This is a genomic window from Pseudonocardia kongjuensis (assembly GCF_039526905.1).
Lineage (GTDB): Bacteria > Actinomycetota > Actinomycetes > Mycobacteriales > Pseudonocardiaceae > Pseudonocardia > Pseudonocardia kongjuensis.
Genome location: NZ_BAAAJK010000007.1, coordinates 324,092 through 345,890 on the forward strand (window position 1 = coordinate 324,092; position 21,799 = coordinate 345,890).

At 74.2% G+C, this 21,799-nt stretch carries 20 protein-coding genes; 16 read left to right on the forward strand and 4 right to left on the reverse strand.

The window, feature by feature from the left end:
* Nucleotides 1–68: 68 nt before the first annotated feature.
* The 8 genes from ABD160_RS11830 (at nucleotide 69) to ABD160_RS11865 (ending at nucleotide 7,942) form a co-directional block, all read left to right on the forward strand.
* The gene (locus ABD160_RS11830; protein ID WP_344021476.1) at nucleotides 69–830 is read left to right on the forward strand and encodes a DeoR/GlpR family DNA-binding transcription regulator; all 762 of its coding nucleotides are present in this window, start codon (nucleotides 69–71) and stop codon (nucleotides 828–830) included.
* A 14-nt stretch (nucleotides 831–844) separates the two neighbouring features.
* Entirely contained in the window at nucleotides 845–1,792 is a 948-nt protein-coding gene (pfkB, locus tag ABD160_RS11835; protein ID WP_344021771.1) for a 1-phosphofructokinase, read from the forward strand.
* A complete protein-coding gene (locus ABD160_RS11840; protein WP_344021478.1) occupies nucleotides 1,789–2,238 on the forward strand; it encodes a PTS sugar transporter subunit IIA in 450 nt (149 codons plus the stop codon). The genes pfkB and ABD160_RS11840 overlap by 4 nt, the downstream gene beginning before the upstream one ends.
* Nucleotides 2,235–3,740 carry a PTS fructose transporter subunit IIC gene (locus ABD160_RS11845; RefSeq protein ID WP_344021480.1) on the forward strand — a complete coding sequence of 502 codons (1,506 nt, stop codon included), beginning with the start codon at nucleotides 2,235–2,237 and terminating at the stop codon, nucleotides 3,738–3,740. The genes ABD160_RS11840 and ABD160_RS11845 overlap by 4 nt, the downstream gene beginning before the upstream one ends.
* A gap of 30 nt (nucleotides 3,741–3,770) precedes the next feature.
* Entirely contained in the window at nucleotides 3,771–4,055 is a 285-nt protein-coding gene (locus ABD160_RS11850) for an HPr family phosphocarrier protein (RefSeq protein WP_344021482.1), read from the forward strand.
* A gap of 156 nt (nucleotides 4,056–4,211) precedes the next feature.
* Complete coding sequence (gene ppc / locus ABD160_RS11855) at nucleotides 4,212–6,992, forward strand: phosphoenolpyruvate carboxylase (protein WP_344021484.1); 2,781 nt, start codon at nucleotides 4,212–4,214, stop codon at nucleotides 6,990–6,992.
* A gap of 16 nt (nucleotides 6,993–7,008) precedes the next feature.
* On the forward strand, nucleotides 7,009–7,218 hold the full coding sequence (locus ABD160_RS11860) for a hypothetical protein (protein ID WP_344021486.1): 210 nt from the start codon (nucleotides 7,009–7,011) through the stop codon (nucleotides 7,216–7,218).
* Between the two features lie 4 nt (nucleotides 7,219–7,222).
* Nucleotides 7,223–7,942, forward strand: coding sequence for an rRNA methyltransferase (locus tag ABD160_RS11865; protein WP_344021488.1), 720 nt, complete (start codon nucleotides 7,223–7,225; stop codon nucleotides 7,940–7,942).
* Between the two features lie 7 nt (nucleotides 7,943–7,949).
* Here the strand turns inward: ABD160_RS11865 and ABD160_RS11870 are convergent, their stop codons facing one another.
* Nucleotides 7,950–8,651 (reverse strand): GntR family transcriptional regulator, encoded by a 702-nt coding sequence (locus ABD160_RS11870; protein ID WP_344021490.1) that lies wholly within the window; start codon nucleotides 8,649–8,651, stop codon nucleotides 7,950–7,952.
* Nucleotides 8,652–8,763: 112 nt separating this feature from the next.
* Here ABD160_RS11870 and ABD160_RS11875 point away from each other — a divergent pair, with 112 nt between their 5' ends.
* The 6 genes from ABD160_RS11875 to ABD160_RS11900 are packed head-to-tail and all read left to right on the forward strand — an operon-like array spanning nucleotide 8,764 to nucleotide 14,969.
* Complete coding sequence (locus ABD160_RS11875) at nucleotides 8,764–9,981, forward strand: NRAMP family divalent metal transporter (protein ID WP_344021492.1); 1,218 nt, start codon at nucleotides 8,764–8,766, stop codon at nucleotides 9,979–9,981.
* A complete protein-coding gene (locus tag ABD160_RS11880; RefSeq protein WP_344021494.1) occupies nucleotides 9,978–10,742 on the forward strand; it encodes a LamB/YcsF family protein in 765 nt (254 codons plus the stop codon). The genes ABD160_RS11875 and ABD160_RS11880 overlap by 4 nt, the downstream gene beginning before the upstream one ends.
* The gene (locus ABD160_RS11885; protein WP_344021496.1) at nucleotides 10,739–11,518 is read left to right on the forward strand and encodes a putative hydro-lyase; all 780 of its coding nucleotides are present in this window, start codon (nucleotides 10,739–10,741) and stop codon (nucleotides 11,516–11,518) included. Before ABD160_RS11880 ends, ABD160_RS11885 begins: the two co-directional genes overlap by 4 nt.
* Nucleotides 11,519–11,532: 14 nt before the next feature.
* Nucleotides 11,533–13,551, forward strand: coding sequence for a prolyl oligopeptidase family serine peptidase (locus ABD160_RS11890; protein ID WP_344021498.1), 2,019 nt, complete (start codon nucleotides 11,533–11,535; stop codon nucleotides 13,549–13,551).
* Between the two features lie 11 nt (nucleotides 13,552–13,562).
* Complete coding sequence (locus tag ABD160_RS11895) at nucleotides 13,563–14,462, forward strand: NADP-dependent oxidoreductase (protein ID WP_344021500.1); 900 nt, start codon at nucleotides 13,563–13,565, stop codon at nucleotides 14,460–14,462.
* Between the two features lie 45 nt (nucleotides 14,463–14,507).
* Complete coding sequence (locus tag ABD160_RS11900) at nucleotides 14,508–14,969, forward strand: maleylpyruvate isomerase mycothiol-dependent enzyme family protein (RefSeq protein ID WP_344021502.1); 462 nt, start codon at nucleotides 14,508–14,510, stop codon at nucleotides 14,967–14,969.
* Here ABD160_RS11900 and ABD160_RS11905 read toward each other — a convergent pair.
* The gene (locus tag ABD160_RS11905; protein ID WP_344021503.1) at nucleotides 14,883–16,160 is read right to left on the reverse strand and encodes an HNH endonuclease; all 1,278 of its coding nucleotides are present in this window, start codon (nucleotides 16,158–16,160) and stop codon (nucleotides 14,883–14,885) included. The two genes, ABD160_RS11900 and ABD160_RS11905, sit on opposite strands and share 87 nt — an antisense overlap.
* A 251-nt stretch (nucleotides 16,161–16,411) precedes the next feature.
* Between ABD160_RS11905 and ABD160_RS11910 the strand changes: the two genes are divergently transcribed.
* Nucleotides 16,412–17,092, forward strand: a complete 681-nt coding sequence (locus tag ABD160_RS11910) for an SIMPL domain-containing protein (RefSeq protein WP_344021505.1) — start codon at nucleotides 16,412–16,414, stop codon at nucleotides 17,090–17,092.
* A 13-nt stretch (nucleotides 17,093–17,105) separates the two neighbouring features.
* On the opposite strand, the gene ABD160_RS11915 is transcribed toward ABD160_RS11910, so the two are convergent.
* Nucleotides 17,106–18,722: an acyl-CoA synthetase gene (locus ABD160_RS11915; protein ID WP_344021507.1), complete on the reverse strand. Its 1,617-nt coding sequence runs from the start codon at nucleotides 18,720–18,722 to the stop codon at nucleotides 17,106–17,108.
* 157 nt (nucleotides 18,723–18,879) lie between these two features.
* On the opposite strand from ABD160_RS11915, the gene ABD160_RS11920 reads away from it, so the two are divergent.
* A complete protein-coding gene (locus ABD160_RS11920) occupies nucleotides 18,880–20,250 on the forward strand; it encodes a short-chain fatty acid transporter (protein WP_344021509.1) in 1,371 nt (456 codons plus the stop codon).
* 1 nt (nucleotide 20,251) lies between these two features.
* Here ABD160_RS11920 and ABD160_RS11925 read toward each other — a convergent pair whose 3' ends face one another.
* Nucleotides 20,252–21,781, reverse strand: coding sequence for an adenylate/guanylate cyclase domain-containing protein (locus ABD160_RS11925; protein ID WP_344021511.1), 1,530 nt, complete (start codon nucleotides 21,779–21,781; stop codon nucleotides 20,252–20,254).
* Nucleotides 21,782–21,799: the final 18 nt, after the last annotated feature.

A 21,799-nucleotide genomic window follows, 5' to 3' on the forward strand; every position in this document is an offset into this window, starting at 1 on the left:
CCGTTGACAAACACAGTAAAACCCACATACTCAGACACAAGCAAGCATCGAAGCGGGAGCGAACAAAGATGTACGCAGCGGAGCGTCAGCAGTGGCTGCTCGACCGGACCCGGGACCGGGGCCGGATCGACGTGGCCGCCACCGCCGAGGAGCTCGATGTCACCCCCGAGACGATCCGCCGCGACCTGGGCGCCCTCGAGCGCCAGGGGCTGGTCCGCCGGGTGCACGGCGGCGCGATCCCGGCCGACCTGCTGAGCTTCGAGCCCGGGGTCACCCAGCGCGACACCCAGGCCGGCGCCGAGAAGGAACGGATCGCCAAGGCCGCGCTCGCCGAGCTGGGCGCCGCCGCCACCGTGCTGCTCGACGCGGGCACCACCACCGCCCGGCTGGCCGGCACGCTCCCGCGCGACCGGGACGTCACCGTCGTCACCAACTCGCTGCCGATCGCGTCCACCCTGGCCGGTCGGCCGAACGTGACGCTGCGGCTGCTCGGCGGCCGGGTCCGCGGCACCACGCTGGCCACCGTCGACGACTGGGCCACCGGCGCGCTCGCCGGGCTCACCGTCGACGTCGCCTTCCTCGGCACCAACGGCTTCTCCACCGGGCGCGGCCTCACCACCCCGGATCCGGACGAGGGCGCCACCAAGCGGGCGATGATCCGCGCCGCCCGCCGCAGCGTCGTCCTGGCCGACGCGAGCAAGTTCGGCGCCGACCAGTTCGTGCGGTTCGGCACCCTCGCCGAGATCGACACGCTGATCACCGACACCGGTCTCGACCCGGCCGACGCCGCCGCCGTCGAGGCCGCCGGACCGAAGGTCGTGCGCGCGTGAGACCCCTGACCCCGCTGTTCGTCACCGTCACCCCGAACCCGAGCCTGGACCGCACCGTCGAGCTGGGGCACCTGCACCGGGGCGGGGTGCACCGGGCCACCGCGGTCCGGGTCGATCCGGGCGGCAAGGGCGTGAACGTCGCCAGGGCGCTGGCCGCCGCCGGGCACCGCGCCGTCGCGCTGCTGCCGACCGGGATGGCCCCCGGCGAGCGGCTGGCCGCGCTGCTGGAACCGACCGACGTCACCACGGTGACCGTGCCGATCGCCGGGGCCACCCGGGTGAACATCACCCTGGCCGAGCCGGACGGCGTCACCACCAAGATCAACGAGCCGGGGCCGGTGCTGAGCCCGGACGAGGCCGAGGCGCTGGCCGCGCGGGCCCGGGCCCTGTGCGCCGAGGCCGGCTGGCTGGTCGGCTGCGGCTCGCTGCCCGGCGGCGTCGCCGACGACTTCCTGGCCCGGCTGGTCCGGCGCTGCCGCCGGCCCGGCCTGCGGATCGCGATCGACACCTCCGGCGCCCCGCTGCAGCACGCGGTGGCCGCCGCACCCGATCTCGTGAAACCCAACCACGCCGAGCTGGCCGAGCTCGTCGGGCGCCCGCTGGGCAGCCTCGGCGACGTGCTCGTGGCCGCCCGCGAGCTGCGCGCCCGCGGGATCGGCGCGGTCCTGGTCAGCCTGGGCGCCGGTGGCGCCCTGCTGGTCGACCGGTCCGGCGAGTACCACGCCCGGACCCCTCCGATCACCGTGCGCAGCACGGTCGGCGCCGGCGACTCCACCCTGGCCGGGTTCCTGGCCGCGGGCGGGGAGGGACCGGACGCCCTGCGGCACGCCGTCGCGCACGGCGCGGCCGCCTGCCGGCTGCCCGGCTCCGCCGCGCCCGGCCCGTCCGACATCCGCATCGACGACGTCGAACTGGCACCCACGCCGGACGTCACCCTCGCCCTCACCGGAGATGCCGCATGAGCACACTGATCACCGCCGATCTGGTCGACCTCGACGTGCCGTCCACCGACCGCACGACCACCGTCGCCGCGCTGGCACAGCGGCTGCGGGACGCCGGCCGGGTGACCGACCTGGACAAGTTCCTCGCCGACATCGAGGCCCGCGAGGCGCAGATGCCGACCGGCCTGGAGGGCGGGATCGGCATCCCGCACTGCCGGTCGGCCGCCGTCACCGAGCCCAGCCTGGCGTTCGGCCGCAGCGCGGGCGGCGTCGACTTCGGCGCCGAGGACGGCCCGGCCACCCTGATCTTCATGATCGCCGCCCCGGAGGGCGGGAGCACCGACCACATGACCGTGCTGGCGGCGCTCGCCCGCCGGCTGGTCCGCGCGTCCTTCAAGAACGAACTGCTCGGCGCCACCGACCCGGCGGCCGTCGCGTCCTTCATCCAGCAGGAGGTGGGAGCATGAGGCTCCTCGCCGTCACCGCGTGCCCGACCGGCATCGCGCACACCTACATGGCCGCCGAGGCCCTCGAGGTCGCCGCCGAGGAGGCCGGCCACGAGATGGTCGTGGAGACCCAGGGCTCCGCGGGCTCCACCCCGTTCACCGCGGAGCAGATCGCCGGGGCCGACGCGATCATCCTGGCCGCCGACGTCGAGGTCCGCGACAAGGACCGCTTCGCGCACCTGCCGACCGTCACCAGCCCGGTGAAGAAGGCCATCGGCGGCGCACCGGCGCTGATCGAGCAGGCGGTGGCCGCGGCCGCCGCGCGGCCCGCGGGCGGATCCGCCCCGGTCGCGGCGGCCGGGGCGGAGATGGACGTCAAGCAGTTCGGCACCGGTTTCGGCGCCCGGCTGCGCGGCTGGCTGATGACCGGCGTCTCCTACGTCATCCCGTTCGTCGCCGCGGGCGGGCTGCTGATCGCGCTGGGCTTCGCGCTCGGCGGGTACCAGATCACCGAGGCCCCGGACATCGTCTCGATCGGCGACGACAACGTCTCCACGCTGAGCTTCGATCCGGGCTCGCTCACCTCGTGGGCCGCGCTGTCGTTCCAGATCGGCGCGCTCGCGTTCGGCTTCCTGGTCCCGGTGCTCGCCGGGTTCATCGCCTACGCGATGGCCGACCGGCCCGCGCTGGTGCCCGGCTTCGTCGGCGGCATGATCGCCGTGCAGACCGCGGCCGGCTTCCTCGGCGGCCTGGTCGCCGGCCTGCTCGCCGGTGCGGTGATCATGGGCCTGAAGCGCTGGCAGCCGCCGCGCGCGCTGGCCGGGATCATGCCGGTGCTGGTGCTCCCGCTGATCGGCACGGCCGTCGTCGGCACGGTGATGTTCCTGGTCGTCGGCCAGCCGCTGGCCGCGGCCACCACCGGCCTGACCAACTGGCTCAACGGCCTGTCCGGCACCAACGCGCTGCTGCTCGGCGCGCTGCTCGGCCTGATGATGGCCTTCGACATGGGCGGGCCGGTCAACAAGGCCGCCTACGCCTTCGCCGTCGCCGGCCTGTCCACCGGCTCGGACACGGCGCTGATGATCATGGCCGCGGTGATGGCAGCCGGGATGGTCCCGCCACTCGCGCTGGCGCTCGCCACGGTCGTCCGCAAGGGCCTGTTCAGCAAGGCCGAGCAGGAGAACGGCCGGGCCGCGTGGCTGCTCGGCGCCTCCTTCATCACCGAGGGCGCGATCCCGTTCGCCGCGGCCGATCCGCTGCGGGTGATCCCGTCGATCATGGCGGGCTCCGCGGTCGCCGGGTCGCTGTCGATGGCCTTCGGCTCGACGCTGCGGGCCCCGCACGGCGGCGTGTTCGTGGTGCCGCTGATCGGCAACCCGTTCGCCTACCTGCTGGCGATCGTCGCGGGCACCCTGGTCTCCGCCGCACTGGTGATCGGCCTGAAGTCCGCCCGCCGCACCCCGTCCGCCGGGACCGCCGCCACCGCGACCGCGTCGCCCGCGGCCGCACCGGTCGCCGGCTGAACCGTCACGACCACGAGAGAGGGAACCGACATGGCCGAGCGCCGCGTGAAGGTCGGATCGTCCGTGGGGCTGCACGCCCGCCCCGCCAACCTGTTCTGCTCCGCCGCGAAGCAGCAGCCCGCGAAGGTCACCATCGGCACCGCCGACGGCGAGCGCGGCCCGGTGGACGCCGCGTCCATCCTGTCCGTGATGGGCCTGGGCGTGCGCTCCGGTGAGGAGGTCGTGCTCACCTCCTCCGACGACGCCGACGGCGAGACCGCCGTCGCGGCGCTGGCCGAGCTGCTGGCCCGGGACCTGGACGCCACCCCGGCCTGAGACCGGCCGGAGTGTTTCCCGGCGGTTAAGACCCGGGTGTCGGGATGGCAGGCCCGTCCGGGGCGGGGGGACGATGCCGGTGATCCTCCGGCACCCGCCGGCCCCGGCCGCCACTCGGCCAGCACCCGCGGCACCCCGCGGAGAACGGAGCACCCCGTGACCCGGACCGTGCCCGACACCGACGACGACACCGTGGGCACCGGGCCCGCACCCGACTCGCTGGCCGCCCACTCCGGCGTGGTCAGCGAGTCGGAGCACCGCGCGTTGCGGGCCGACATCCGGCGGCTGTCCACGATGCTCGGCCGGACCCTGTCCGACGAGGCGGGCCCCGAGGTCCTGGAGCTCGTCGAGAAGGTGCGGCACGGCGCCCGCGGCGCCACCGGCCCGGACACCGTCGCCGCCCTGCTCGACGGCATCGACACCGGCACCGCGGTGCTGCTCGCCCGGGCGTTCTCCCAGTACTTCCAGCTCGCCAACGTGGCCGAGCAGCTGCACCGCTCGCGCGAGCTGCGCGAGCTGCGCCCGCCGGACCAGCGGCCGCTGCGCACCGTGCTGCGCAGGCTCGCCGCCGAGGCCGACCCGGACGAGGTCGCCGACGTGCTGGCCCGCGCCGAGCTGCGCCCGGTGTTCACCGCGCACCCCACCGAGTCCACCCGGCAGTCGGTGCTCGGGATCCTGCGGCGGGTGGTGGACGCGCTGGACCGCGGCGCCGGCGACCACGAGCTCGCCGCGCTGGTCGACCTGCTGTGGCAGACCGACGACATCCGGCCCGGCAAGCCGATGGTGATCGACGAGGCGCGCAACATCGCCTGGTTCGCCGCCCGGCTCGGCGAGCGCACCGTGCCCGACCTGCTCGACGAGTTCTCGCACGAGGCCGCCGACGCCGGCCTGGAGATCCCCGCCGACGCCCGCCCGCTGGTGCTGGGCTCCTGGGTCGGCGGCGACCGGGACGGCAATCCGAACGTCACCCCGGCCGTCACCCGGGAGGTGCTGGAGCTCAACGCCGACCGCGCCCTGCGCATCCACGCCGAGCAGGTCGAGCAGCTCATCCAGGAGCTGTCGGTGTCCACCCGGGTGATGGGGGTCGCCGAGGAGCTGCGCGGCTCGCTGGCCCGCGACCGGCGCGCCCTGCCCGCCGTGCACGACCGGTTCATCCGGCTCAACGCGCACGAGCCGTACCGGCTCAAGCTCTCCTACGTCGCGGCCCGGCTGGAGAACACCCGCCGCCGGATCGCCACCCGGGCCGAGCACCGGCCGGGCATCGACTACCTCGGCTCGGCCGGTTACCTGGAGGACCTGCTCGTCGTCGACCGGTCGCTGCGCGGCCACCACGGCGCCCGGATCGCCGACGGCACCCTGGCCAGGGCGATCCGCTCGGCCCGGGCACTCGGCCTGCACCTGGTGGAGCTCGACGTCCGCGAGCACGCGCAGCGCCACCACGACGCGCTCGGCGCGATCTTCGACGAGCTCGGCGAGCTGGCGAAGCCCTACGCCGAGCTGACCCGCGACGAGCGCCGCGAGCTGCTCTCCCGCGAGCTGCGCAGCAAGCGCCCGCTGTTCCGCAGGCACTACGGCGTCCCGGAGGCCGCCGCCGGGGTGCTCGACCTGTTCGACACGGTGCACGCCCTGCAGCACGAGTTCGGCGACGACGTGGTGCGCACCTACATCGTGTCGATGGCCCAGGACGTCGACGACCTGCTCGCCGTCGCCGTCCTCGCCCGCGAGGCCTACATGGTCGAGGTCGGCGACGATCCGCGGTCGTCGCTGGACCTGGTGCCGCTGTTCGAGACCGTCGAGGAGCTGTCGAAGGCCGGCGAGCTGCTGGAGGGGCTGCTCGCCGATCCCGGCTACCGCCAGCAGGTACGCAACCGCGGTGACCTGCAGGAGATCATGCTGGGCTACTCCGACTCCAACAAGGGAGCCGGGATCACCGCGTCCCAGTGGCAGATCCACCGGGCCCAGCGCCAGCTGCGCGACGTCGCCGCCGAGCACGGCGTGCGGCTGCGGCTGTTCCACGGCCGCGGCGGTTCGGTCGGCCGCGGCGGCGGCCCGGCCGGGGAGGCGATCGCCTCGGCGCCGTTCGGGTCGGTGGACGCCACGATGAAGCTCACCGAGCAGGGCGAGGTCATCTCCGACAAGTACTCGCTGCCCAGCCTCGCGCACGACAACCTGGAGATCCTGCTCGCCGCCATGCTGGACGCCTCGCTGCTGCACCAGGCGTCCCGCTGGCCCGCCGACACGCTGGCCCGCTGGGACGAGGTGATGGACTGCGTCTCCTCCGCGGCCACCGAGACCTACCGCAGGCTGGTCGGCGACGAGGGGCTGCCCGAGTTCTTCACCTCGGCCACCCCGGTCGAGGAGCTGGGCCGGCTCAACGTCGGGTCCCGGCCGGCGAAGCGCCCGGGGAAGGGCGCCCCCACGCTGGACGACCTGCGCGCCATCCCGTGGGTGTTCGGCTGGACGCAGACCCGGATGGTCGTCCCCGGCTGGTTCGGCCTGGGCAGCGGGCTGCGCGCCGCCCGGGAGGCCGGGTACGCCGAGGACCTGGCCGGGATGCGCGAGTGGGCGTTCTTCCGGAACCTGATCGGCAACGTCGAGATGACGCTGGCCAAGACCGACCTGCGGATCGCCTCGAACTACGTCTCCACCCTGGTCGACCCGGCCCGGCAGGGACTGTTCGGACAGATCCGCGACGAGCACGAGCTGACCCGCCGGGAGCTGCTCGCGGTGACCGGCGAGTCGCAGCTGCTGGCCCGGCATCCGGTACTGCGGAACACCCTGTCGGTACGCAACGCCTACCTCGAACCCCTGCACCACCTGCAGGTCGAGCTGCTGGCGCAGCGCCGCGCGGCGGGCGACGAGCCGGACCCGGACCTGGAGCGGGCGCTGCTGCTCACCGTGAACGGGATCGCAGCAGGCATGAAGAACACCGGATGACGGGTAGGAACAGGATGTGCGCGACCACGAGGACATCCAGAACACGCCCGGCCCCGCCCGGCCGGCGACCCGGCAGGTCGTCGCCTGGACGCTGATCCTGGCGCTGCTGCTCGCCGCGCCGCTCAGCTACCTGGCCGGCTCCGCCGGTGGCGGCCGGATGCTGGCCGTGCTGCTGGTGGTGGTGACCCTGGTCGGCGGGCTGGTGCTGCTGCTGCGCCGGCGGTGACCCGGTGCAGTACAGGCATGCCGGTCCCGCCGACCACGGCGCGCTGGACGCGGTGCTGGTCTCCGCTCCCGGACGGCCGACCCTGCCGGTCCGGCTGACCGTCGAGCTGTTCGGCCGGGCCCGGTCGCACCTGGCCCGGCCGGACCGGGTCTGCGTGTGGGACCCGTGCTGCGGGGCAGGCGTCACGCTCACCGTGCTCGGCCTGCTCGCCGGCGGGATCACCGCGCTTACCGGCACCGACGCCGATCCGGCGCCGCTGGAGCTGGCCCGGCGCAACCTGGGGCTGCTCTCGGCGGGGGGCCTGGACGCCCGGGCCGCGGAGCTGGACGCGCTCGCCGCCCGGCACGGCAAGCCGGCCTACGCCGGGGCGGCCGCGCAGGCGCGGGCACTGGTCCCGATCGGGCGGCCCGCCTGGTCGGTCGGGGTGGCGGACGCGCTGGACCGGGAGCGGACCCGGGCGGCGCTGCGCGACCGGGCGCCGGACGTGGTGCTGGCGGACCTGCCCCACGGCAGGCAGACCTCCTGGGCCCCGGCGGACGACGGCGCCCCGACCGGCCCCGGCGCGTTCCTGACCGCGGTGGGATCGGTGCTCGATCCGGGCGCGGTCGTGGTCGCCGTGGACCGAGGCCGCACGGTGCCGGTGCCCCCGGGCGTCCGCCCGCTGGAGCGACTGCGGATCGGGCACCGCGCGGCGGTGCTGCTGCGCGCCGGGCAGCTGCACTGATCGAGGCTCACAGCAGGGCGTAGGCCGCCAGCAGCTGGTCCCGCGCGGTCACCAGGTAGCGGGCCAGCTCGTCGGCGGCCCGCTCGGTCCGGCCCGCGGTCAGCAGCGCGGCGATCTCGCCGTTGCGGGCCAGGTACGGCTCGTGGAACTCGCGCACCTGCGGCATCCGCTGGAAGACCAGCCGCATCTCGGCCAGCAGCCGTCCCATCTCGCGTTCCAGCCGGGGGCTGCCGCCGAGTGCGACGACGTCGCGGTGGAAGTGCTGGTTCGCGTCGGCGACCCCGGTCCAGTCCCCGGCCTCGGCGGCCTCGCGGCCACGGTCGTAGGCGGCCCGGACGGCGGACAGCGCCACCGGGTCGGTGGCGAGCAGGCCGTACCGGACCGCGCCCGGCTCGATCACCAGGCGGGCCGAGTAGACGTCGCGGATGTCGTCGATCCCCGGCTGGGCGACGAACACGCCGCGGTTCGGGATCCGGACCAGCACCCGCTCGGCGACCAGCTGGGACAGCGCCTCCCGGATGGTGTTGCGGGAGACCTGCAGCGCCTCGGAGAGCGCCTGCTCGGGGAGCCGGGCGCCGACCCGCAGCCGGGCCTCGGCGACCTCGATCCGGATCCGGTCGGCGACCCGCTCGGACGCGGGCACCACGACCGTGCGGGAGGCCGACAGCGAGGCCAGCGCGTCCTGCACGGAGGTGTTCACGTCAGTCACGAAACCAGATCCTAACGAGGAATGCCCCCACCTGGGATTGCAGGATCGTAGGACAATCCGCCACACTCTCCCGACCTGCAGCGCTCGACGACCGCTACCCCGGGAGGCAGCGATGAGCGACGACACGGCCAGGCCGACGAGAACCGCGACCAGGACGGCCCTGTTCGGAGCGATGTTCCTGATGGCCACCAGCGCCATCGGCCCCGGGTTCATCACCCAGACCACGACCTTCACCGCCCAGCTCGGCGCGGCGTTCGCGTTCGCCATCCTGGTGTCGATCCTGGTCGACATCGCGATCCAGATGAACGTCTGGCGGGTGGTCGGCGTCTCCGGGCTGCGCGCCCACGAGCTGGCCAACAAGGTCGCGCCGGGCGCGGGCTGGTTGCTGACCGCGCTCGTCGTGGTGGGCGGGCTGGTGTTCAACATCGGCAACGTCGCGGGCGCCGGTCTCGGCCTGAACGCGATGCTCGGCCTGGAGCCGGCCATCGGCGGAGCGCTGTCCGCGCTGCTGGCGATCGGCATCTTCACCGTCCGCTGGGCCGGGATGGCGCTGGACCGGATCGTCGTCCTGCTCGGCATCCTGATGATCGGCCTGACCGCCTACGTCGCGGTCGTGTCCGGCCCGCCGGTCGGCGAGGCGCTGCGGCAGACCGTGCTGCCGGACGAGATCAGCTGGCTGGCGATCACCACCCTGATCGGCGGCACCGTCGGCGGGTACATCACCTACGCGGGCGCGCACCGGATGCTCGACTCCGGCCTGTCCGGGCCGGAGAACGCCGGGCGGGTCGCGGTCAGCTCGGTGCAGGGGATCCTGATCACCGGTGTGATGCGGGTGCTGCTGTTCCTGGCGGTGCTCGGCGTCGTCACCGCCGGGGTGGACCTGACCGGCAGCGACAACCCGGCGGCGGCCGCGTTCGCCGCCGCGGCCGGCGAGATCGGGCTGCGCCTGTTCGGCGTGATCCTCTGGGCCGCCGCGATCACCTCGGTGATCGGCGCCGCCTACACCTCGGTGTCCTTCCTGACCTCGCGCAGCACCCCCGAGCGCACCACCCGGCTGCTGACCGTCGGGTTCATCGTGCTCAGCACGGCGGTCTTCCTGGTGGCCGGCGCCGCCCCGGTCACCCTGCTGATCTTCGCCGGGGCCTTCAACGGGCTGATCCTGCCGATCGGGTTCACCATCCTGCTGTGGGTGGCCTGGCGGCGGCGCGACCTGCTCGGCGGCTACCACTACCCGCGCTGGCTGCTGGCGGCCGGTTTCCTCGGCTGGCTGGTCACCCTGTTCGTCGGGTACCAGTTCGTCGCCGAGAACATCGGGAAGCTGTTCGCATGACACCGCACATCGACCTCAACGCCGATCTCGGCGAGTCCTTCGGCCAGTGGGTGCTCGGCGACGACGACGCCATGCTCGGCCTGGTCAGCTCGGCGAACGTCGCCTGCGGGTTCCACGCCGGCGATCCGTCCACGCTGCGCACGACGACCACCCGGGCCGCCGCCGCCGGCGTCACCGTCGGCGCCCAGGTGTCGTACCCGGACCTGCGCGGCTTCGGCCGCCGGTTCCTCGACATCGAGCCCGCCGCGCTGACCGACGACGTGATCTACCAGATCGGCGCGCTGGACGGGCTGTGCCGGGTCGCCGGGAGCCGGGTCCGCTACGTCAAGCCGCACGGGGCGCTCTACAACGCGACCCGCACGCACACCGGGCAGGCCCGGGCGGTCGTCGACGCGGTCCGCGCCTACGACCCCTCGCTGCCGGTGCTCGGGTTGCCCGGCTCGGAGCTGCTGGCCGAGGCGGAGCGGGCCGGGCTGCGGCCGGTGACCGAGTTCTTCGTCGACCGCGGCTACACCGCCGAGGGCGCGCTGGTGCCGCGCCGCGAGCCCGGCGCCCTGCTCGACGACGCGGGCGCCGCCGCCGAGCGGGTCGTCCGGATGCTCACCGACGGCGTGGTCCGGGCGGTCGACGGCACCGACGTCGCGGTGCGCGCCGAGTCCGCCTGCGTGCACGGCGACTCGCCCGGCGCGGTCGCGATGGCCCAGCGGGTGCGGGACGCGCTGGCCGGCGCCGGGATCGCGATCGGGGCGTTCGCCTCGTGAGCGCCGCCCTCGATCTCACACCCGCGCAGGCCCGGGAACGGTTCCGGGACGGCGTGGTCGCGAGCACCTCGGGCTGGTGCGCGGGCTGGACCCAGGCGAACCTGATCGCCGTCCCCCGCGAGTACGCCTGGGACGTGCTGCTGTTCGCCCAGCGCAACCCGAAGCCCTGCCCGGTGCTCGACGTGCTGGAGCCCGGCGACCTCGCCGGCGCCCTGTTCGACGGCGACATCCGCACCGACCTGCCGGGCTACCGGGTGTACGTCGACGGCGAGCTCACCGAGCAGCCCACCGACGTGCGCGAGCACTGGCGCGACGACCTGGTCGCCTTCCTGATCGGCTGCAGCTTCACCTTCGAGAACGCGCTGCTCACCGAGGGCGTCCCGGTCCGGCACATGGCGCAGGGCAGCACCGTGCCGATGTACCGGACCACCCGGCGCTGCCGCCCGGCCGGGCGGATGTCCGGCCCGCTGGTGGTGTCGATGCGGCCGGTGCCCGCCGCGCTCGTCGACACCGCGGTGGCGGTGACCGCCCGCTATCCGGACGTGCACGGCGCCCCGGTGCACGTCGGCGACCCGGCCGCGCTCGGGATCGCCGACCTGGACCGGCCCGACCACGGCGATCCGGTGCGGATGACCGGCGACGACGTCCCGGTGTTCTGGGCGTGCGGGGTGACCCCGCAGGCCGCCGTGCTGGAGTCCCGGCTGCCGCTGGCGATCACCCACGAGCCCGGCCACATGCTGGTGACCGACGTCCGCGACGCCGACCTCCGGATCTGAGTCATGATCGGGGCATGACGAACGACCCGCACGCCTGGCTCGAGGACGTCACCGGCGAGGAGGCACTCGCGTGGGTGACCGGGCGCAACGCCCGCACCGAGCAGCGGCTGACCGCGACACCGCTGTTCGGCGAGCTGGAGTCCGGCATCCGGGAGGTGCTCGACGCCCCCGCCCGCATCCCGTTCGTCGGGCACCGCGGCGGCTACTACTACAACTTCTGGACCGACGAGCGGAACCCGCGCGGCCTGTGGCGGCGCACCACCCCCGAGCAGTACCGCACCGACTCCCCGGAGTGGGAGATCCTGCTCGACGTCGACGCGCTCAACGAGGCCGAGGGCGAGAACTGGGTCTGGCACGGCGCCCGCTTCCTGCGCCCCGACCTGGACCGGGTGCTGATCGACCTGTCCCGGGGCGGCGCGGACGCCGACGTGACCCGCGAGTTCGACATGGTCACCCGGGACTGGGTGCCCGGCGGCTTCGAGCGGCCGGAGGCCAAGGGCGGCGCGTCCTGGCTGGACCGGGACACCCTGCTGGTCGCGACCGATCTCGGCGAGGGCACCACCACCGACTCCGGCTACCCGCGCACCGTGCGGCGCTGGACCCGCGGCACCCCGCTCGCCGAGGCCGAGCTCGTCTTCGCCGGCGAGCCCGATGACCTGAGCGTGTCGGCGTACCGCGACCACACCCCCGGCTTCGAGCGGACCTTCGTGCGGCGGGCGCTGGAGTTCTACGCCGACGAGCTGTACCTGCTCGGCGACGACGGCGAGCTGCGGAAGATCGACGTGCCGGACTCGGCGATCGCCGACGTCGAACGCGAGTGGCTGCTGCTGGAGCTGCGCGAGGACTGGGCCGCCTTCACCGCCGGGTCGCTGCTCGCCGCCCGGTTCGACGACGTCCTCGCCGGCACCCCCGGCTGGGAGGTGCTGTTCGCGCCGACCGACGAGTCGTCGCTGGCCGGGTACACCTGGACCCGGCACCACCTGGTGCTCAACGTGCTGGAGAACGTCGTCAACCGGCTGTCCGTGCTCACCCCCGGCGACGCGGGCTGGACCCGCTCGGCGTTCCCGGGCGCGCCCGAGTTCGGCAGCATCGGCGTGTCCGCGGTGGACAGCGACGAGAACGACGACGTCTGGCTCACCGTCACCGACTACCTCACCCCGGCGTCGCTGGCGATCGCCACCGTCGGCAGCCCGCCGGAGACGCTCAAGAGCGCGCCCGCCTTCTTCGACCCCTCCGGGCACGTGATCGAGCAGCACTTCGTCACCAGCGACGACGGCACCCGGGTGCCGTACTTCCTGGTCCGGCCCGCGGACCTGCCGTTCGACGGCACCGCACCGACCCTGCTCTACGGCTACGGCGGCTTCGAGATCGCGCTCACCCCCGGCTACTCCGGCGGGACCGGGCGCTCCTGGCTCGCCCGCGGCGGGGTGTACGCGGTCGCGAACATCCGCGGCGGCGGCGAGTACGGCCCGCGCTGGCACCGGGCCGCGCTGCGGGAGAACCGGCCGCGCGCCTACGAGGACATGGCGGCGGTGGCCCGCGATCTCGTCGAGCGGCGGATCACCGCGCCGTCCCGGCTCGCCGTGCAGGGCGGCAGCAACGGCGGGCTGCTGGCCGGGAACATGCTGGTCCGCTACCCGGAGCTGTTCGGCGCCGTCGTCATCCAGGTGCCGCTGCTGGACATGAAGCGCTACAGCCACCTGCTCGCCGGGGCGTCCTGGATGGCCGAGTACGGCGACCCGGACACCGACGACTGGGACTTCATCCGGACGTTCTCGCCCTACCACCTGATCGATCCCGACGCCGATTACCCGCCGGTCATCCTGCTGACCTCGACCCGCGACGACCGGGTGCACCCCGGGCACGCCCGCAAGTTCGCCGCGGCGCTGGAGGCGGCCGGCCACGACGTCACCTACTACGAGAACATCGAGGGCGGCCACGGCGGCGCCGCGGACAACGCACAGGCGGCCCGGATGGCGGCGCTGGCGTACGCGTTCCTGTGGGAGAAGCTCGGCCCGGCGACCGGCGACTAGGGTCGGGGACCATGCGCGGGTTCGGGTTCGGACGGGTCGGCGGGCCGGAGCAGGAGACCTTCCTGGAGGTCGCGGAGCCGGTGCCCGGACCGGACGAGCTGCTGGTGCAGGTCCGCGCCGCCGGGGTGAATCCCGGCGACTGGCGGGTCCGCAACGGCTCCTACGGCACGACGGGCCCCGCGGTGCTCGGCCGGGAGGTCGCCGGCACCGTGCTGGCGCTCGGCGAGGGCGTCACCGGGTTCGCCGTCGGGGACGAGGTGTTCGGCGGCTGCCCCGGCATGCTGGGCGGCTGGGCGCCGCGCGCCCGCACCATCGCGTCGTTCTCGGCGCACCGGCCCGACGGGGTCTCCCCCGAGCAGGCCGCCGTGCTGCCGGTCGCCGCCGGGACCGCGCTCGACACGCTGCGCAGCCTGGACCTGCAGCCGGGTGCGACGCTGCTGGTGAACGGTGCGGGCGGCGGCGTCGGGCTGCCGCTGGTCCAGCTGGCCCGGTTGCGGGGGCTGCACGTCGTCGGGACGGCGAGCCCCGCCAAGCACGACCTGCTGACCCGGCTCGGCGCGACCCCGGTCGGGTACGGAGACGGGGTGGTGGACCGGATCCGGGCCGCCGCACCCGCCGGGATCGACGGCGCGCTGGACCTCGTCGGCGGGGACGCGCTGCGCACCGTCGCGCCGCTGGTCCCGATCGGGGCGCTGTACTCGGTCGCCGACAAGCCGACCGTCGCCGAGCTCGGCGGCCGGGCCGTGGAACGCGACCGCGGTCCCGCGGTGCTCGCCGAGCTGGCCCGGCTGGTCGCCGCGGGCGAGCTCGATCCGCTGGTGCAGCAGACCCGCCCGCTGGACGAGGCGGGTGCGGCGCTGGCCGCCGTCGAGTCCGGGCACGCCACCGGGAAGATCGTGCTCATTCCCTGAACCGTGCGGCCGGACGTGGCGGGCCGATGACTTCCCGGGGGCCGGATGCTGGTCGCCGCGGTGCGCGCCCGGTTCGACTTCGACCGGATGACCCGGGACCAGGCTCTCGCCCTGTCCGCCGAGCACCCGCGGGCCGAGCTGATCGCCCGGCTCCGGCAGAGTGCGACCACCTCCCGCCGGATGCCGCTCAGCGGACCGCTCGACCCGCTGATGGACCTGGTGATCCACGCGCAGGACATCGTCCGCCCGCTCGGCCGGGTGCACGAGTCGCCGCCCGAGGTGGTCGCCGCGTGCCTGGCGCACGTCGCGACCCACCGATTCATGGGTGGTCCGGCCCTGCTGCGGGGCGTGCGGGTGGTGTCGGCCGATTCCGGATGGACCCTCGGAGACGGCGCGGAGCTGCGCGGGCCCGACCCGGAGCTACTGCTCGTCGCCGCGGGACGACCGGCCGGGCTCGCCGGGCTGAGCGGGCCGGGTGTCGGGGTGGTCGCGCCGCGACTGGCCTGACGGGTGCAGCGGTTCCGTCCGGTGCAGGTAGGAATGCCCGGTCGGGGTGGTGGTGCGGGTGCCCTCGGCGGTCGGCTCGACCCACCACCCGGGCTGCTCGCGCAGCTGGTTGTGCAGCTCGCAGACCGCACGACCGTTGTCGAAACCGGTCGGGCCACCGTCGGCGGCCCGCACCACGTGATCGATGTGCCGGGCCGGAGCGTCGCAGTAGGGAGCGGTGCACCGGTGCCGGTCCCGGGCCCGGATCAGATCCGCCAGCCCGGCCGGGAAGCACCGCGCCCGGGAGTCACCACCGATCACCGTGCCCCGCACCGTCAACAGCCGCCGCAACAGCCTGCGCCCGCGTGCCCGGGCCAGGAACCCGACCGGGATCGGCCCGAACCCCGGGACCTCGGCGGGCAGCGGGCTGTCCTCGTCGAGCAACGCCTCCAGCGGCACGACGACCTGCACCTGCACGTCGACGTGCTCGGCGGTGACCCGCCCGGTCACCCGCTCCACGAACGTGTCGGCCATGACCTGCCCGCGGCTGCGGGTCAGCGGCTCCGGGGCGACCTGGACCGCGTCGAACGCCCGGCGCAGCGCCGCATAACAGGCCACCCCCTGCTCCACCGGCAGGTGCGCCCGCAGATCGACCATCCCGTCCGCGGCCTGCCGCAGGGTGACCCGCCGCCCCGCCCGCGCAGCCAGGCAGCGCTGCCGGAACCTCTCCGGCGCCACCTCCGCGGCGAGCGCGGCGACCAGGCTGCGCAACCGCGCCGGCCCGAGCCGGGCGATGTCGTGCCCGGCCAGCCGCCGATCCACCTCCGCCCGCTGCCCGGCATCGAGATGCGCGGTCCCGCCGGCCACGATCGACACCCGGTACCCGTCGAGCTCCCCCGCCGCGAACAGGCCGCGCACATGCCCCAGACCGTCGTGCAGGTCCCGGGCGGTGCGCATCCGGTTGCGCCCCACCGTCGGCGAGGCCCGGTTGGCCAGCCCGATCTCGGCGCCGATGCTGCGCTCGAGCCGCTCCGGGTCGACCTCGGCGGCACTGTCGGCGGCGCGGCGACGGGCGAAGGCCAGCTCGGTGGCCGCCAGCGCCGCCTCCACACTGTTGCGCACCGCGACCAGCGCGATCATCCGGTCCACCAGCACCGGCGCCGGCGACACCTCGTCGACCACCGCCGCCAGCTGCTCGAACCGAGCCCGCACGGCGTACAGGTCCGGCACCGCCGACAGATCGGCGGCAGCAGGCGGATCAGAGCCGGCAGGCAGATCAGAGACGGCAGGCCGAACAGGGCCGGCAGGCGAAACAGGGCCGGCAGGCGTGTCGGGTGAGGCAGGGGCGTTGATGACCGCGGTCATGCGTCCATCATAGACGAACATATGTTCGAGCAACAGGTCCGGAATGGACGAACCCACCGGCGGTTCCGGTGGGACCGACGGCCACTACCCTCGCGCTCATGGCAGAGGCACCGGCGGGCGAGGTCGTGATCAGGGTGCGCGGCGAGTTCGAACGGGAGGTCCCCGCCGAGCGGGGCACCGCGAACCTGCTGGTCCTCGCCCAGGGCGCCGAGCCGGGACCGGTGCGCGCCCGGGTCGAGGCGGACGCCGCCGCCGCGCTGGCCGACGTGCGCGGCCGGCACGACCCGGAGGCCGGCCCGGTCCGCCGCTACGTGGTCGGCCAGGTCCGCACCTCGGTCCAGCAGCCCTCGCACAAGGGCAGGCCCCGCCCGGCGGTCTACCACGCCTCGGTGTCGATCTCGGTGGAGTTCGACGACGTCGCCCGGCTCGGCGACTGGCTGTCCTCGCTCGGCGCGATCGAGGGCGTCACGGTGCAGGGGATCGGCTGGGACCTGGCCACCGAGCACCGCCGCGAGCTGGAGCGGGCGGTCCGCCAGGAGGCGCTGCGGCAGGCCCGCGAGCGCGCCCAGGACTACGCCGACGCGCTCGATCTCGGCCCGGTGCGCCCCCGGCTGGTCGCCGACGTCGGGCTGCTCGGCACGCATCCCGGGCCGTCGGCCCGGGCCGTCGGCCTCTCGTTCGCTGCTGCCCCGGAGAGCTCCGGGGACGGCCTGGGCGAGCTGCTGCGGCCCGACGACGTGACGGTGCAGGCGACCGTCGAGGCCGAGTTCACCGTCTGAGCAGGCGCCCGCCTCACCCCCGCTCGGCCGCGATGTCGGCGTGCGCGTCGCGCAGCGACCGCTTGAGGATCTTGCCGCTCGGGTTCTTCGGGAGCGCGTCGGCGAACACCACGTACTTGGGCCGCTTGTACCCGGCGAGCCGCTCGCGGGCGTGCGCGTGCACCTGCTCCTCGGTGAGCGTCACCCCCTGGCGCGGGACGACGACCGCGGTGACCGCCTCGATCCAGTGCGGGTGGCTGACCCCGAACACCGCGACCTCGGCGACGCCGTCGAGCAGGTAGAGGGCCTCCTCCACCTCGCGCGACGCCACGTTCTCGCCGCCGGTCTTGATCATGTCCTTCTTCCGGTCGACCACCGACAGGTAGCCGTCCGGCGTCATCACGCCCAGGTCCCCGGAGTGGAACCAGCCGCCGGCGAACGCGGCGGCGGTCTTCTCCTCGTCGTTGTAGTAGCCCAGCGCGGCGTGCGGGGAGCGGTGCACGATCTCGCCGACCTCACCGGGCGGCAGCGGCTCCCCGGCGTCGTCGACCACCCGGGTCTCCACGTTCAGCGACGCCCGGCCGGCCGATCCGGCCCGCTCCAGCTGCTCCTCGGGCCGCAGGATGGTGGCCAGCGGGGACATCTCGGTTTGCCCGTAGAAGTTCCAGAGCCGCACGTCCGGCAGCCGCCGGGACAGCTCGTGCAGCACCTCGACCGGCATCGCGGCCGCGCCGTAGTAGCCCTTGCGCAGGCTGGACAGGTCGGTCGAGTCGAAGTCCGGGTGGCGCAGCAGCGAGATCCACACCGTCGGCGGGCAGAACAGCTTGGTGACCTTCTCCCGGGCGATCGTGGCGAGCAGCGTCGCCGGGTCCGGCCCGGGCACGATGATGCTGGTCGCGCCGAGGTAGACGTCGACCGAGAAGAAGCAGTCCAGCTGCGCGCAGTGGTACATCGGCAGCGAGTGCAGCTCGACGTCGTCGGCGGTCATCCCGCCGTCGACGATGCAGGACAGGTACTGGGTGACCAGCGAGCGCGACGACAGCACGACGCCCTTGGGCCGGGACTCGGTGCCGGAGGTGTACATGAGCCGCAGCGGGTCGTCGTCGCCGACGTGCACGTCCGGCTCGCCCGGATCCCCGGCACCGTCGATCCACTCCGCGACGTCGGTCCAGTCGCCGGTGGCCGGCGCGCCGGAGAGCCCGATCCGGCCACGCACCCGGACCGGGGCGGACGAGTGCGCGAGCGCCTTCTCGGCGGTCTCGGCGAGCGCGTCCTCGGCGACGAACGCGACCGCCCCCGAGTGGTCGAGGATGTAGGCGATCTCCTCGGGGCCGAGCATGAAGTTCACCGGCACCAGGACGACGCCGAGCCGGGCGGTCGCGAAGGCGAGCACGCCGAACTGGCGGCAGTTGTGCGAGAGCAGCGCGAGCCGGTCGCCCTTGACCAGACCGCTCGCGGTGAGCGCCGCGGCGCAGCGGTTCACCGCCGCGTCGAACTCGGCGAAGCTCCAGCGGACGTCGCCGTCGACCACGGCCAGCCGGTCCGGGTAGCGCGCGGCGGTGCGGTGCAGGAGATCCCCGACCGAGTGCCGGCGGGCCCGCGTGACCGCGGCGGTGGTCTGCTCGCTGAATTCTCCGGCAACGCTGCTCATGCGCTGATCCTGCACCAGCCGGTGGCACACCGTCACGTGGTGCGAGCCCACATCGGGGGAGCGCCCGCGGTGGGGTCACGCACCGTGGCGATCACGCCGTTCGCCCCGTATGTTCCGTTAGTCAAGTTCGTTGATCCACACAGGAGTGGTGCACGGTATGGCCCGATCCGACACGAGCGCACCGACCGGTACCCCGCTCTCCCGCGCGATGCGCCCGGTGAACGCCGTCGTCGAGCGGTACATCCCGTCGGCGCTGGTCTTCGCGATCGTCCTGACGTTCGTGGTCGGCCTGATGGCGGTGGCGCTGACCGACTCCGGGCCGGTGGACGTCGTCGCCAGCTGGGGCGAGGGACTCTCCGGGCTGCTCGACTTCATCACCCAGATGGCCCTGATCCTGCTGCTCGGCCACATGCTGGCGCACACCCGTCCGGTGCAGCGGCTGCTGAAGGCGCTCGGCTCGCTGCCCCGGACCACGATGCAGGCGTACCTGTTCGTGTTCCTGGTCGCCGCGATCGCCTCGCTGATCACCTGGGGCCTCGGCCTCGTGGTCGCCGCGCTGATCGCCCGCGAGGTCGCCGCGCAGGGCCGGGAACGCGGGCTGCAGCTGCACTTCCCGATGCTGGTGGCGGCCGGGTTCTCCGGCTTCGTCGTCTGGCACATGGGCTACTCCGGCTCGGGACCGCTGCTCGCCGCCACCGAGGGCTCCTTCATCGCCGACCAGCTCGGGGCGCCGATCCCGGTCAGCGAGACGACCTACTCGGCCTGGAACCTGATCGCGATCGTGGTGACCCTGATCGCCGTCGCCGGCGCGCTCTACCTGGTCGCGCCCCGGCCCGGCGAGAAGGTCCGGGAGTTCGTCACCGACGAGCCGGTCACCGCCCCGGCCCGGACCGACGAGGAGCGCACCCCGGCCGACCGGGTGGACGGCAACCGGGTGCTCACCACGCTGCTCGGCCTGCTGCTCGCCGGCTACCTCGTGCACCACTACGCGACCGGCGGCAGCCTGACCCTGGACATCGTCAACTGGACGTTCCTCTGCCTGATCCTGCTGCTGGTGGCGAACCCGTTCGAGATGATCGCGCTGACCCGCAACGCGGCGTCCAACGTCGGCGAGATCCTGCTCCAGTTCCCGCTCTACGCCGGCATCCTCGGGATCATGACGGCCAGCGGCCTGGTCGAGATCATCTCGGCCTGGTTCGTCAACATCTCGACGCCGGTCACCTTCGGCCTGCTCACGTTCCTCTCGGCCGGGCTGGTGAACCTGGCCATCCCGTCCGGCGGCGGGCAGATCGCCGTCCAGGGCCCGGTGATGATCGACGCGGCGAACCAGATCGGCGTCGACCCGGCCATCGCGCTGATGGCGATCGCCTACGGCGACCAGTGGACGAACATGATCCAGCCGTTCTTCGCGCTGCCGCTGCTCGCCATCGCCGGGCTCAAGATCCGGGACATCCTCGGCTACACGACGGTCACCCTGGTCGCGTCCGGCATCGTGTTCGGCGGGACGATGCTGCTCATCTCGCTCTGACTCACCGGGCCGCGGCCGCGGGCTCCCCGATCGGCGTGTGGACCGGCGTCGGGGTGTCCCGGCCGCGGAGCACGACCTCCCGGCCGGCCCGCCAGTGCCGGGCCTCGCGGCCGGCCGCGTCGACGGCGCGGGCGGCCGCGACGACCCCGCCGGGGACCGACTTGGCGAGCTCGGTGAGCCGGGCCGCCTCGTTCACCGGGTCGCCGATCACGGTGTATTCGTAGCGGCGCGGATCGCCGATGTTGCCCGCGACGGCGTCGCCGGCGGACACCCCGATCCCGGCCTCGATCTCCGGCATCTCGGCGGCCAGCCGCCTGCCCAGGCAGCGCGCCGCGGACAGTGCCGCACCGGGGGCGTCGTCCAGGTCCATCGGGGCGCCGAAGACGGCCAGCGCCGCGTCGCCCTCGAACTTGTTGATCCAGCCGCCGGCCTGCTCCACACACTCGACGACGACGCCGAAGAACCGGTTGAGCAGCGCCACGACCTCCTCCGGGGGCCGCCGGGCCGCCATCGTCGTCGATCCGACGAGATCGACGAACAGCACCGCCACCGGCCGCAGCTCGCCGCCCAGCCGGATCCCGTCGCCGCGGGCCGCGGCGGCCTCCGCCACGTCCCGGCCGACGTGCCTGCCGAACAGGTCCCGGATCCGCTCCCGCTCGCGCAGCCCCTCGACCATGCCGTTCGTCCCGGCCTGCAGCTGGCCGAGCTCGGTGTTGTCGTAGACCGGGACGCGGACGTCGAGATCGCCGTCCTGCACCCGGGCCAGCGCCCGCCGCACGGTCAGCACCGGATCGGCGATCGCCCGGGCCGCACCGACCGCGGTGAGCAGGCCGGTGCCGATCGCGGTGCCGCCGAGCACCAGCATGGTCACCGCCAGCTGGGTCGGCGACGAGTCGCCGTAGACCAGCGCGAGCAGCCCGGCCAGCATCACCCCGCACAGCGGGACGGCGGTGCCCAGCGCCCAGAAGCCGACCGAGCGCAGCATCACCCCGGTCACCAGGCGCCGGCGCTCCGGCGGGCGCCCGGACAGCACCCGGGCGGCGGCCCGGCGCAGCATCCGCTCGACCAGCAGGTAGCACAGCGCACAGGTGGTGATCCCGCCGATCGCGACGGTCGCCGTCACCGAGAACGCCAGCCGCCCCGAGTAGCGCAGGTTCACCAGGCAGAACAGCACCGCGGCGAGCAGCCACAGGAAGGCGATCATCCAGGTGATCCGGGCCGGCCCGCGCAGCACCAGCCGGCGCTCGGCCCGGGCGGGGTCCGTCGTGCGCCGGGGCAGGGTCAGCTTGCGGCGGCCGAACCAGATCCCGATCGGGACCGTGAGGAGCAGGTACGCCCCCAGCACGACCAGGTTCACCAGCCGGATCCCGGCCGCGTCCAGCAGCTCCTCGCGGGGCAGCACGAACGCCGAGATCACCAGCACCACGGCCGCGCCGCCGACGTTCGCCGCGACCACCACGAACGCCAGCAGCGCCCGCACCGGGAGCCCGACGACCGGGCGTCCCGGCTGCGCAGGCCGCTGATCCGTCATGGCCGGAGTCTAGGCCGA

Excerpts from the sequence above, each read along its gene's own strand:
- ABD160_RS11920 (WP_344021509.1), top strand. The coding sequence starts at position 18,880 with ATGGCCCGATCCGACACGAGCGCACCGACCGGTACCCCGCTCTCCCGC.
- ABD160_RS11900 (WP_344021502.1), top strand. The coding sequence starts at position 14,508 with ATGCTGGTCGCCGCGGTGCGCGCCCGGTTCGACTTCGACCGGATGACC.
- ABD160_RS11915 (WP_344021507.1), bottom strand. The coding sequence starts at position 18,722 with ATGAGCAGCGTTGCCGGAGAATTCAGCGAGCAGACCACCGCCGCGGTC.
- ABD160_RS11895 (WP_344021500.1), top strand. The coding sequence starts at position 13,563 with ATGCGCGGGTTCGGGTTCGGACGGGTCGGCGGGCCGGAGCAGGAGACC.
- ABD160_RS11910 (WP_344021505.1), top strand. The coding sequence starts at position 16,412 with ATGGCAGAGGCACCGGCGGGCGAGGTCGTGATCAGGGTGCGCGGCGAG.
- ABD160_RS11840 (WP_344021478.1), top strand. The coding sequence starts at position 1,789 with ATGAGCACACTGATCACCGCCGATCTGGTCGACCTCGACGTGCCGTCC.
- ABD160_RS11830 (WP_344021476.1), top strand. The coding sequence starts at position 69 with ATGTACGCAGCGGAGCGTCAGCAGTGGCTGCTCGACCGGACCCGGGAC.
- ABD160_RS11890 (WP_344021498.1), top strand. The coding sequence starts at position 11,533 with ATGACGAACGACCCGCACGCCTGGCTCGAGGACGTCACCGGCGAGGAG.
- ABD160_RS11850 (WP_344021482.1), top strand. The coding sequence starts at position 3,771 with ATGGCCGAGCGCCGCGTGAAGGTCGGATCGTCCGTGGGGCTGCACGCC.
- ABD160_RS11880 (WP_344021494.1), top strand. The coding sequence starts at position 9,978 with ATGACACCGCACATCGACCTCAACGCCGATCTCGGCGAGTCCTTCGGC.
- ABD160_RS11925 (WP_344021511.1), bottom strand. The coding sequence starts at position 21,781 with ATGACGGATCAGCGGCCTGCGCAGCCGGGACGCCCGGTCGTCGGGCTC.
- ABD160_RS11845 (WP_344021480.1), top strand. The coding sequence starts at position 2,235 with ATGAGGCTCCTCGCCGTCACCGCGTGCCCGACCGGCATCGCGCACACC.
- ABD160_RS11875 (WP_344021492.1), top strand. The coding sequence starts at position 8,764 with ATGAGCGACGACACGGCCAGGCCGACGAGAACCGCGACCAGGACGGCC.